The sequence below is a fragment of the Chitinophaga horti genome (assembly GCF_022867795.2).
In the GTDB taxonomy this organism is placed as follows: domain Bacteria; phylum Bacteroidota; class Bacteroidia; order Chitinophagales; family Chitinophagaceae; genus Chitinophaga; species Chitinophaga horti.
In genome coordinates this window covers 390,071-403,182 of the sequence record NZ_CP107006.1, presented here as the reverse complement: position 1 = coordinate 403,182, position 13,112 = coordinate 390,071, and the positions used below count along the sequence as shown (strand labels likewise).

General features: G+C 51.1%; 7 protein-coding genes. 6 read left to right on the top strand and 1 reads right to left on the bottom strand.

Going from position 1 to position 13,112, the window contains the following annotated elements:
• Positions 1–14: 14 nt before the first annotated feature.
• A complete protein-coding gene (locus MKQ68_RS01805) occupies positions 15–3,011 on the bottom strand; it encodes a SusC/RagA family TonB-linked outer membrane protein (RefSeq protein ID WP_264281824.1) in 2,997 nt (998 codons plus the stop codon).
• Between the two features lie 795 nt (positions 3,012–3,806).
• Here MKQ68_RS01805 and MKQ68_RS01800 point away from each other — a divergent pair.
• From MKQ68_RS01800 to MKQ68_RS01775, 6 genes are all read left to right on the top strand, one after another.
• Positions 3,807–4,502: a DUF4397 domain-containing protein gene (locus MKQ68_RS01800; protein WP_244837107.1), complete on the top strand. Its 696-nt coding sequence runs from the start codon at positions 3,807–3,809 to the stop codon at positions 4,500–4,502.
• A gap of 127 nt (positions 4,503–4,629) precedes the next feature.
• Positions 4,630–5,901: an amidohydrolase family protein gene (locus MKQ68_RS01795; RefSeq protein ID WP_264281823.1), complete on the top strand. Its 1,272-nt coding sequence runs from the start codon at positions 4,630–4,632 to the stop codon at positions 5,899–5,901.
• A 127-nt stretch (positions 5,902–6,028) separates the two neighbouring features.
• Positions 6,029–6,898 (top strand): NmrA family NAD(P)-binding protein, encoded by an 870-nt coding sequence (locus tag MKQ68_RS01790; RefSeq protein ID WP_264281822.1) that lies wholly within the window; start codon positions 6,029–6,031, stop codon positions 6,896–6,898.
• A gap of 49 nt (positions 6,899–6,947) precedes the next feature.
• Positions 6,948–7,541, top strand: a complete 594-nt coding sequence (locus MKQ68_RS01785) for an RNA polymerase sigma factor (protein WP_264281821.1) — start codon at positions 6,948–6,950, stop codon at positions 7,539–7,541.
• A gap of 88 nt (positions 7,542–7,629) precedes the next feature.
• On the top strand, positions 7,630–8,796 hold the full coding sequence (locus MKQ68_RS01780) for a FecR family protein (protein ID WP_264281820.1): 1,167 nt from the start codon (positions 7,630–7,632) through the stop codon (positions 8,794–8,796).
• A gap of 326 nt (positions 8,797–9,122) precedes the next feature.
• Complete coding sequence (locus MKQ68_RS01775) at positions 9,123–13,106, top strand: SusC/RagA family TonB-linked outer membrane protein (RefSeq protein ID WP_264281819.1); 3,984 nt, start codon at positions 9,123–9,125, stop codon at positions 13,104–13,106.
• The last annotated feature ends 6 nt before the right edge of the window (positions 13,107–13,112 follow it).

Here is a 13,112-nt window from a genome sequence, read left to right as displayed (position 1 = left end):
TTTTTAAGTGGATACTAGAAATTAACCTGTGCGCCAAATGTGAACGTCCGGGTAATAGGATAAACATCCAGGTTGCCATAGCCGGGGGTTAAGCCGGTAATGCCTACAGCAGCGGGATCTAAGCCAGTGTATTTGGTGAGCGTGAACACATTACGCACCGCGCCATAAATGCGGAAACTATTCACATACTTGATCGGTACTTTTGGCGACCAACCCAACACCAGGTTATCTAACCGGAAAAAGTCTCCATTTTCCAGGAAGTAATCGGTGATCAGTTTTGGTGACTTGATATGATCGTTACGGCCGTAAGCATCCTGCAACAGGTTAATGCCTGGCTCTGCCTGCAAACCATAGTACATCTGGTAAAGGTTCATGATCTTGTAATCGAAACGGCCACGGAAATAGAGGCTCAGGTCCAAAGCTCCATACGTGAATGTATTACCCCATGACAGTTCGTAATGCGGCGCACCATGTCCGAGGTAGGTTTTATCCGTACCGGAGCTGGCAGTGCTGCCCAGGATTTTTTCCTTGCCTACGATGCCATCTTTCCAAACCATGATGCGGCCCTGATCGTCTACACCGGCGTACTTATAACCCCAGAAGCTTCCGAGTTCAATACCGGGCTCGAGTCTGTAACCAGGCCCCGGATTACCAGGTGATGGCAAATCCTGCAGATAACGGATGTTACCTGTGTATTGCGCGTTCGACCATGACTTCAGTTTAGATTTGATATAAGAGCCAGTTACCGTGGTGGTCCAGTTAAATTTACTGGTGTTAACCACGTTGTAGTTCGTCGTTAACTCCACGCCACGCGAACTGGCAGTACCTACGTTTACGAACATACGATCATGCAGGTAGGCCCCTACCGGCACATCGTAGTTATCCAGCAATTCTTTGCTCTGGCGTTCGAACACATCGATGCTACCCGTTAACCTGTTCTGGAAAAATCCGAAGTCTACACCGAGGTTGTACGCCACCGCCTTTTCCCATTGCAGTACGGGGTTATAGTTATTACCCGGACCATACACCTGGATCCATTCGCCGTTGTCGTCGCGATATTTGCCGTAGGCCGAATAGCGCGCCAGTGCGGTGTAACGGGGGAAGCCTGAACGACCTACCACGCCGTAAGACAAGCGAAGTTTCAACTCGTTGATGGCGCTGTTACCACGCAATGCACCCAGGTTGGAAATACGCCACGCACCGGACAATGCAGGGAATAAACCCCAGCGGTTGTCGCTACCGAATTTACCATTGGCCTCGTAACGCAGCGACCCTGTGAAGAAGTAGGTATCATCGTAGTTGTAAGTAACGCGACCAAGAAACGCCGCCAGTTTTTCCTTACTCTTCCAGGAACCCATACCGAGACGACCGCTCTGCAGGTTCCAGGCGCCTGTTCCGATATTATTGTAGCTGAAAGCGTCGGAAATAAAGTCCATGTTTTCGGCATTAAAGCCCTGTGTATTGAACTCCTGGTAAGTGTAGCCACCCATTACGGTAATGTCATGTTTATCTACACGCAGGCTGTAGTTGCCCAGCCACTCGAGCGTATAGTCTTCCCAGGTTTCATTTTGCAGGCGTGCGCGGCCGGTACGGTTGTTCTGCACCGACTCTGCCGACTTAGAAGTATGATACTCGCGGCCCAGGCGCTCATGTCCCTGCCGGGCTAATTTTAGCTCCGTATTCAGGTTTTTCAGCAGGTTCAGCCGGATGTTCAGGTCAATGATCGAATACTTATGATCAGCACCGTTCTCGCGCGCTTTCAGGTTCTGCACAGGGTTGTACGTATCAAAACCCTGCAGCGTGTTGTACATGAGCGGATTGTTCGGATCCATGATCGGGAGCGTGGGATTGAGTTTCACGGCCATTTTGAAGGCGTCGTAGTTAGTGTACTCTTCCTTCGTCACCCTTTGTGACAGGTTGCCCGAAAACTCTAGGCGGCCGTCCAGCACACGCTGCTGAAAATTAGCGCGGTAGCCATACTCCCGGCGCTCGGTCGCTATATCTATACCTGTTTTGTTACGGAAGTTACCCGACAGTCTGAAGATGCTGTTCTCCGAACCACCGCTTACCGTAAGGAAGTGGTTCACCCCGAAATTATCCTTCCGGATCAACTCATCATACCAGTTCGTGCGGGCGCCGCGGTCGGTATCGCGCTGTTTGGCGAGGAACTCTGTTGCAGAAAGAATATCGGGCTTGGAGGCCACGGCATCATGTTCTGCAAAACCGTCGTACGTGAGTGTTACCTTACCGGCCCTGCCCTTTTTCGTTTGAACGAGTATTACGCCGTTCGCACCACGGGTACCGTAAATCGCTGCGGCAGATGCATCTTTCAACACGCTGATCGATTCAATGTCCTGTTGCGCAATATTGCGAAGATCGCCACCAGGCATACCGTCAATTACGATCAAAGGTTCAAAGCCGGCACCGATGGAACCTACGCCACGCACCTGGATTTGCGCACCGTTGTTCGGATCGGCAGCAGCTGTGTTGGACACCGCCACACCGGCTACCTTACCTTCTATCTGCGCCAGCGGACTATTAAATCCGCCCTGCAAAAAGTCTTTACTGCTAATGGAAGTAACGGCATTAGTCAGGTTCTTTTTTTGTACGGACCCATAACCTACCACTACCACATCTGTCAATTGGCTTAACGATTCTTTCAGATCGATTTTCAGGTCCGACGCTTCGCCAACCGGCACTTCTTTTGCTTCATAACCGAGATAAGTAAATACTAACACCGCGGCATTATCCGCAACGGATACCTTGAATTTCCCCTGGGCATCTGTGTAAGTACCGCTGGTAGTACCTTTAACGCGCACGTTGACATTAAAAAGCCCCTCGCCTTTAGCATCGGTAACCGTACCTGTTACCTGCCGGGACTGGGCAAAAGTAAAGCTCCAGCAAAGGGAAAGCAGCAAAGCCAACCACGCCGATTTGCTGAAAACGCCTGTTTTAAAACGTTTTAGCAAACTGCGACTGGCTTGCTCGTGGAAGTAAATTGTTTTTTTCATGATGATCTATTTTTGGTTGAGTGGAATGAAAGGCATTGTTGGACAATACACGGCCTGCTCACGCTGCTGGACGCTACATGCGACACGAAAAGACAATAAATTGCCGGCACGCCGTTATGGGCGCACGTAGTTTGATACGCACGGAAAAACTATACGCCTTTTGGGAAAGCGCATGACATGAGCGGGCCTATCGCCGGCTAACTAAATCCCGAAAATGTGGGCTGCAGGCGGGAATGGCGGATACCGACTGCCAATTGAAAAGCTGTGTGTTTCATACGTGAATTCAATAAGTTTAGTAGTCTTCTGGTTTGCCTGAAAAGTCTAGCTGCTACAATTTGCAAACGGGGCCTTTTTCCTCATAAACGGTTGCCTTGTGGCATGCTAGCTAAACCGGTTTTTCACTGTTTCAAAAAAATGTACTATTGGCGTTGACTTTTTCTTTCGTTTTTAGTTCGATTATTTATTTTGGTTAAGTATCATAAAAGAATGGTGCTTGCTGTGCTAATGGCGTTGCGCGGAATAATTTTGGTTACAATTGTGAATATCGCGAATTAAATCAGATTATCAAAGGACGCAGGATTACTTCATTCACAGGGCCATACGTTCATCATCTGCAGGATTAAGGTACAGCTTTTCGCGAAAAAACCAAAGCTATTTAGGATGAATGGAGCGCTTGTCAAAAAAAATTTACAATCCGGATAGTACCATTACCTGCGACACGCTTCTCTAATACGCCGGCGCTGTCATAAACAGCCTGTATCGGCCTATTTAATCAATATTCAACCAGATCGATCCATGAATTTTTTCAAGTGTCTACCAGCCATTTTAGCACTCGCAGTGCTCTCCTCCTCCTGTAGCAGCGAAAACGAGGTAAAAGCAGTGTCCACCATTACCGTAGTAAACGTAATGGCCAATGCCAAGCCTATTATTCCATCTCTCACAAACGGTCCGCTTACGCCTTACACCATCGCTAAAACGATTGCTTATGGTGCCGCATTTTCCTTTACCACCGGCAGTGGCGAAGTACCCATGTACGTGGTACAAAATTCCGATACGTCCAGGGCGCTCTTCCAGGGCGGATTTACGCTGGCACCGGGCAGCATCAGCACGCTTTACCTGATCGGCGACACTACTCGTCCCGACACACTTTTTACCAGCGATGCGATTCCTTTTTATACGGACAGCACGGCGGGTATCCGTTTCGTACACGCGTCTCCGGCCAGCCAGCCTGTTTCGGTGAACATTAAAGGTGCTGCGCCTAAAGAATTGACAGACCTGGGTTACAAGCAGCTGACCGGTTTTAAACCATACCGGGTAACGCCGACTGCGAACAGCCGCATTTTTGAAATACGCAACCAGGCAAACGATAGCCTTTTGGTATCTTATACATGGAATCCTGCGCCCAACCGTAACTACACAGTGGTGTTTACAGGCAACTGGACCGATAAAACTCCGACCGCACTAAGAGTTTTCGCACTCAATAACTTCTGATTACAACTGAACTTCTGATGTTTCGTGAACCGCCATGCCCGCACAGGTATGGCGGTTTGCATTTCACACTTGCGTATATCCGGCACACGTTGTATTTTAATCCCGAATGTCCACGAAACCAAACAGCATGCTTAACTTACGCCTCACCATCACGTTTCTTTTATTCGCACACGCAGTTGTTGCCCAAACCACCCTCATCAAAGCCGGTCGCTTTTACGATGCCGAGAAAAATGTGTTCCTCGACAAGCAGGAAATATTGATTGAAGGCGGCAAGGTCAAAGCCGTGGGAACGAAGCTGGAAGCACCGGCGAATGCGCGTGTCCTGGATTACCCGAATTCAACTGTAACACCAGGCCTCATCGACGCTCACACCCATATCCTGTTACAGCAGCGCACATCGGAAAACCTCGCTATAGATGGGCTCATGAACTCGCCGGAGCGCAGGGTACTGCGGGCTGCCGGTTTTGCCCAGGCCTATCTCAACGCAGGCTTCACCACCATCCGCGACCTGGGTAATTCCGGCGAGTACCTCGATCTCGAAGTATCGGTGGCCATCCGTCGCGGTTATATTCCAGGGCCGCGCATGTTATGTTCCGGCCCTATCCTGAGTGCCGTGGACGGACAATTTTACCAGCTTCCTTATAGTAAGTATGATGATATCACCGCAGGCGAATATCGCGTCATCAATGGCCCGGAAGACGCCGTTCGGGCGGTGAAGGAGCATATCAACGCCGGTGTTGATGTGATCAAGATCGTGGCCTGGGGCGAGCGGCTGGGACTTTCGCGCGAAGAGATGGCAGCTATCGTAAAAACGGCGCATGATTACGGTTCCACGGTGACGGCCCATGCCAGCGGTACGAAAGTGATGTACGATGCGATCATGGCGGGCGTTGACGGCATCGAACACGGTTATGGCATGGCAGATAGCATCCTCACACTCATGGCGAAAAAGAAGGTGTACCTGGTGCCTACCGACGTTTCGCTTCGCAGTGCCATCGCAATGACTAAAGGTATGCACAGGCCGGTGGATACTGCCGCCATCCGCGAAGAACTGAAGCCACTCGGCGAACGACTGATGCGCGCTCACAAAGCAGGCGTAATGATCGTCGCCGGCTCAGACGCGTATTTCGAGCAGGAAACACCGCGTGGCCACAATGCAAAAGAAACGATTGCCGCCTACGTCGAAGAAGGTTTACCGGTCAAAGATGCCCTGCGCGCCGCTACCTGGAATGCTGCCAAAGCCTTTGGCCGCGAAGGCCGCCTGGGCGTTATTAAAGCTGGTGCTGATGCTGACATTGCCATCTTCAACGGCGACCTCGAAAAAGACTTCGCACGCACGCTGTTCGATGTGCAACTGGTGTTGAAAAATGGACAGATCGTTGCGGGCGGCGACAAATAGATACTTTTGGTCATCACCCGCTGCACTTTTTTCAGCCGCCGTTGCGTCGCACTCTTCAGCTTCTTTCCCCTACTCATCCGTATGGCCGCGGTATGGTATTTGAGCGATCAGCGCCAAACCATTGTTTATGCATGTTATTACCGGCGCATCCGGCACTGTAGGCCGTGCTATTGTTGATCAGCTGCTGAAAAACGGCGCTCCCGTAAAGGGCATTGTTCGTAAAGAACAGGCGGCCACGGAACTTCAAAACAAAGGCGCAGCCTATGCGCTGGCAGAATTGCATGATAAAGACGCCCTGAAAGCCGCCGTTCAAGGTGGCACCAGCCTGCTCGCCATCACCCCCGAAACTGGTAAGGAAAAAGACCTGCTCGCAGAAACGCGCGATATTTTACAACATTACCGCGAAGCCGCTATTGCCGCACAAGTAAACAAGGTGGTAGGCATTTCGTCCTATGGTGCCCAGCATGATACCGGGACAGGCAACCTGCTGCAATCACATATGCTGGAACGCGCTTTTGATGGCGCACCGCTGCGCCGCATCTTCATCCGTCCCGCTTACTATTTTAAGAACTGGGCACTTTACCTGCCCGTAATGCAGGAAACAGGACAACTCCCCTCCTTCTTTCCGCCAGATACGCCGCTGGCCATGGTGGCGCCCGAGGACGTGGCAGCACTGGCAGCCAGGCTGCTGGTCGAGGAACAAAACGAGGATGCGGTTTACGAATTACAGTCGGCACAAACATACACCCCGCAAGACGTGGCCAATGCCTACAGCCAGGTGCTGGGCAAACAGATCACGGTTCAACATGTACCAAGGGAAGGCTGGGCGGATGTACTGAAAGGGGCCGGCTTCTCCCCCAACGCCATAGAAAACTTCGTGGACATGACGCAGGCGGTACTGGATGGTAAAACACAGGCATCCACCGAAGGAGTAATCCCGGTTACGGCTCAAACAGATCTGCTCAACTACGTAAAACACACCACAGCAAATCCATAAAACTCTGCCGGATATTTTATAGCTTGCGGCACAGAATCAACCAAATCTATTGCCCGCAGAGCTATCATACGACGAAAAGGCACTGCTGCTCCGGGTTTCCGAGGGCGATGAAACCGCTTTCAACTTCCTGTTCGGGCAGCACCGTAACGATGTTTACTTACATGCGCTTACTTATACCAAGTCTCCCGAGTTTGCGGAAGAACTGGTGCTGGACATTTTCATGAAAATCTGGAACGGCCGGTCCAGGCTCACGGAAGTCGACAACTTCCGCGGTTACCTGTTCATTTTGTCGCGCAACCAGGTCATATCGGCCATGCGCAAACGCCTGGAACAACCCGTTTCCGACGATGCCCTGGCCTTTCTCGAAACGCCGGGCATGCGGCCCGACAGCCACCTCGAATTCAAAGAAGTACAATCACTCCTGGAAAAAGCACTGGCCACCCTTTCGCCACAGCAACGTACGGCTTTTCACCTTAGTCGCACGGAAGGTAAAACCTACGAAGAGATAGCGGAGATCATGGGTATTTCGAGGCGAACGGTGAATTTTCACATGGTGGCGGCTTTAAACACCCTGCGACAATACTTTTACCGCCATGCAGCGCCCTTTGCGCTGTACCTCACCGCACATTTTCTATCCCGCTAAAAAATATTTTCAATTTACCCTGTCCGGTCTCCTTTTTCCTGCGTCTTTATTAACGGACGACCAAAGCGGACCGGCCCAAGACCTAACTATGGACATACAACAGCTCAGGGAATTACTTGCCAGATATGCTTCCGACAGCCTTTCGGAGCCGGAACGTCAGTTGCTGTTACAATATATGAACGACGCGGAGTTACGCCCGCTTATAGAAACGATACTTGAAGAAACTTTCATCCAGTCAGAATACAGCACACCAGAGCCGGCAGCCCGCGGGGAACGCTTCACCAGGCTGCTGCACGAACGTATGCACCCGGTAAAACGCCTGTCCACACGCCGCTTCTACTGGCCCGCAGCCGCCGCCGTAGCCTTGCTTCTCGCAGCGGGCGCATGGTATTGGAGCACGCATCCAACCCAGTCGACAACAACAGTCGCTCAAAGTAAAAAAGACATACAACCCGGCCGCAATGGGGCCATCCTCACACTGGCAGATGGTGCGGAAATTGTGCTGGACAGTCTACAAAACGGCCTGGTGGCACAACAACAAGGCTCGCAGGTGATGCTCGCTAATGGTCAATTGCAGTACAACAGCCAGGGACAGACCGAAGGCGAGTTGCAATACAACACCATCAGCACACCCAAAGGCCGCCAGTTCCGGCTGTTACTGCCCGACGGCAGTGCGGTATGGCTAAACGCCGCCAGCTCGATCCGCTACCCGACTGCGTTTACAAACAAAGAACGGCGGGTAACCATCACCGGCGAGGCTTACTTCGAAGTAGCACAACATGCCAACCAACCATTTTTTATATCGGTTAATAACCAGCAAGAAGTAGCAGTACTGGGTACTGATTTTAACATCAATGCATACACTAACGAGTCGTACATCCAAACAACCTTATTAAACGGAAGCGTAAGCGTAAAAGCCGCCGGCAAAGCGGTTGTGCTGCAACCTGGCCAACAGGCGCAACTGGCGCATTCAGGCACATCCGCCCTTACCGTACAAACCGATGTGGATACTGATCGCGTGCTGGCCTGGAAAAACGGTGCCTTCAACTTCGATCAACTCACGCTGGAAGAATCTATGCGCCTGCTGGAACGCTGGTACGACATAGACGTCGTTTATGAGCATGGCGTGCCCGACATCCGGTTTGGCGGCGAAATAGACCGGAACGTAAGCCTGGAAGAGCTTTTAAAGATTCTTGGCAGAACAAAACTGAAATTCAGGATTGAGGAAAACAGAAAGCTTGTCATTATAAAATAAACCGTTTGCTATGCACATAGTCGGATCTGGCCTCCCAACCGGGCCATAGGGTGAATTATGCCTTTACCTGATCGTTAAAGAACATCCAAAAACACATCAGCAAAAAGAAACCGCCACGGCTGGAACCCGTGACGGTGGAAGATTTAGTGTCACTCATTATTTAACAACCAAATCAATTGCAATTTATGCAAAAAACTGCGATTTGGCCGGGGAGCCCTATTGCCATCACCAACCGTTGGCAACCTGAGCGCCGGCCACTCACCAAAATCTCGTTAGTATCGCCAGGGCCCGCTGCCAGCGCTACTTTCAAAAAAATAATGCTGGTCATGAAAATAACTGCATTCCTGCTCACCGTGTTTTTCCTGAACGTATATGCGTCGGGCAGGGCACAATCTGTAACGCTGGCGGGCAAAAACATGCATCTCAAAAAGGTGTTTTCCGCCATCCGCCAGCAAACGGGCTATCACGTGTTTTTCGAGTCGGATCTCATGGACGCGTCCAGAAAAGTGTCCTTCAACGCTACTAATATGCCGCTGCATAGCTTCCTGGAACTAGTCCTGAAAGACCAGCCGCTGGGTTATGAAATCACGAGCAAAACGATCTCCATCATTCCGAAAGGAAGGCCTGTTAAGGCTATGCTCGTAGCGGGCATGGACCTGATGGAAGAGCAACCAGTCACCATTCCCCTCGTAACGGGCACCATCACAGACTACAAAGGCGAGCCGGTGAGCAATGCATCCGTCAGGGTAAAAGGCACTACCCTGGGCGCTATGACGAACAGTAAAGGTTATTTTTCCCTCGATAATCTACCCGACAATGCGGTGCTGATCATCAGCAGTCTTGGCTACAAACCCATTGCCGTAGGTATTAAGACCACGAGCGGCGGCTATACTGCTTACACACTTGCCAAACCGCAGGAAGACGACCTGAAATACAGCAGCAGCGCGGGCATCGTACTAAAGATAAAAATGCAACCCGCGATCGAGGAATTGGAAAAAGCGGTAATCACCTCCAGGCGTGCCGCAGGTGCACCTGTTGAACTAACGCACCGCCGCCACCAAACATTATCACAGGTATTAGAAGGCAGCGTTCCCGGGCTTACGCTCAAAACGGATATCAAAACAGAGGTAGACATGGTTTACAAGGGCGCACCACTGCGCGACCTGTACGACCGATTCGTAAGGATGGGCATCGACGTCGCAGCACAGGGCTATCCGACGTACGAGGATTATCTCAAATACTTTCACGACATGGCGCATACTACGGCCATGCCCGGCGGATCGTCCATACCTACAGACAATCACAGTTTTACTAACACCATTACAAATAACGGCATTGTTCCTGAACTGCGCGGCGCCAGTGGGTTTGGCGGCAGTACGTCAGGCATGCTCGTCGTGATAGATGGATTTCCGCAGGACAACTTTCCGGCCGACTATCCCATGAACAACGTAGAATCGGTGAGGATCGTTCGCGATCCGGCAGAATGTATAAAATGGGGACCGAAAGCCGCAGGTGGTATTATCATGATTACTACAACCGGCGCGCAGCCTGGCAAAATGCAGATCAACTACAGCTTCAACACTTATTTCGCACCCAAGCCTGATAACAGCAATGGCGCACTGCACCTCGCATCTACCAAAGATGTTTTAGATTATTATAAAGAGGCGTACGATAAAGGACTGGCCAACTACGTAGAGGCGCCGAACATGAACAACCTTACGCCCGCTCAGCGCATGCTCTATGCCCTGAAAAAAGGCACGATCACATCCGGCGTCTTCCAGCAGCAATGGGATTCGCTGTCGCTACTGTCTAACCGCGACCAGCTTCAATTGTTGCAGCAGAACGTATTCTCTCACAATCACACATTGTCACTCGCCGGCGGCTCGCAGGCGTACCGCTTTAATGTGAGCGGCACTTACCGTAATGCGATGAGTAATGCAAAGGGCAGCAAATCCGAAGACTTCATCCTGAACCTGAAAAACGACTGGCGACTGCTGAAAGGCAAACTGCGCGCACAGATCGATCTGAACGCAAACTTCAATAAATCACTGAATCCGGGCAGCCCCAACGTGGGTTTTATGGACCCGTATGAAATGCTGATTGGCCCGGATGGCAACTACGTATACAGTCAGTACGAAGTGAGTCCGGAGCTTAATAACACCATGCAGTCGCTGGGCTTCTATAACTACGGTATGAACGCCCTGGAAGACCTGCACAACAGCCACACCCGTAATCGTACTTCGGGTGCCAACTCCAGGTTTAACATGGCCTGGGACCTTACTAAAAACCTGCAATGGTCGGCTAACGTACAATACAATCCCAACCGGTTTACCGCCGACTATTGGGAAGGCATGGGGGCCAGCTCACAACGCAAACGTATCAACGATCATGGATTGTTTCGCAATGCCACTTCCGGTAATGTAGTCGACTTCTATGTACCTCCCGGCGACATGTTGCGCCGTTCCCGCATTGATACAGATATCTGGAATGCCCGTACCGGCTTATCCTTCCGTAAGAAACTGGCCGGCAAACACCTGCTGGTGGCGAGCGCCGGTGTAGGGGCGGGCAGCGAAACCCGTACTACCACACCCGACACAACCTATTACGGTTACAATACAACCACCGGTACCGGTTTACCCATCCTCCATACAGGGCAAACTTCATTCGTAAACTACCTGGGAAGATCAGTATATCCGTCAGAATTGCTACTTCGTGGTTTAGGCGCAGAGAGTAAAGTGCGCAATGCGAACCTGAACGCGAACGTCGCGTATACCTTCAACGATCGGTACGAAATAAGCTCGGGTTACGGTGCCGTGTTTATGCCGGTAACCGGCGGCAACGGCGATTACGCGCAGCTTACAGACTATGTAGCATCGGGCACCTGGCTCGTTCATCACGAAAACTTTTTGAACATCCCCTGGATCAGCACATTGAAAGTAAAGGCTGATTATGAGGTGATCAGTTTGCCGCAACTACCACCCAGCGTGGTAATGAGCCGCAGCCAGCAGCCACAGTGGAACACCGCCGCTATTTTCGTAAGCAGTTACTTGCCTGCGCAGATGAATGGTCAAACCAGCACAAATGCCGGCGGACAGGTACAAGCGTCATTTTCTGGCGACCGTTTGTTCCTCACCATGCGTTATAACAAACCTTCGCAAGGTAAAAGTCAGTGGTCGGGCAACCTCTCGTGGGATGTAACAAAAGAGCGTTTTTTCAAATCGCGCACCATCAGCAGCATGATGCTGGATTTAACAGTAGCCGACATCAATCCTTACCAGGGAATAGCCCTGATGATGTCGACCAACGCGCCACGTGAAGGCGGTGGGTACAGCAATGTCAGCATCACCAACTTCGAGGTATTGCCGCAGTACCAGCGCAATAAGGAAGCACATGTAAGACTGGGGCTTCTCAAAGACAGGCTGTTGATGGATATGATTTATTATCACAACATCCGCACTGGTTTAACGAATGGCAACATCCCTACCGATCCGTCGACGGGTTTGAGCGCGCAATATAACTATAGTGAAATGCTGAACAGGGGTGTAGAATTACAGGTAGTGGGCAGAATTATCGAGAACAAGAATTTTAGCTGGACGAGCACCATCAACGGCGCTTACAACACCAACGAAGTACTGAATGCGCCGCATGTGAACTATTCGGCCAACAGGAGCTACCTCACCAGCATTCACGATGGTTATGCGACAGACAACCTCTGGAGCTACCGCTGGGCGGGCCTCGACAACCAGGGAAATCCGCAGATCTTTAACGGCAAAGGAGAAAAGATAGCTACGCCCGACTCCACCAGCCTGGTGTACAGCGGCAGGCTGCGTGCTCCATGGACGGGCGCTTTGATCCAGAACCTGGAATATAAAAATTTCTTCCTGAGTGCGCGCGCCATGTTTAATCTCGGTCACGTGTTCCGCTCTTACATGCCTGCCGCTTCGGGCAGCCTGGACAAAAATGAACTGATCGCCAAACGTTGGCGCCAGCCGGGCGACGAGGCATTTACAGACGTGCCGGCAATGACCAATGGCAGCACGTCCAGGAACCTGATTATCCAGAATTCCACCAACACGATCGAATCTGCCGATAACATCCGTCTGCGTGAAATACAGCTGGGGTATATGTTCCCGGCGGCGATGCTGAAAAAAGCATCGATCAAAGGACTTACCGTTTCCATGCAGCTGCAGAACGTCGCCCTGTGGACGCGCAACAAGTATAACATTGATCCGACCTCTGTAACGGACAACGGCCTGGTAGGCATCCGACAGCCGCTTCAGTACATGTTAAGTGTGAATGTGAACCTTTAAAAGAAA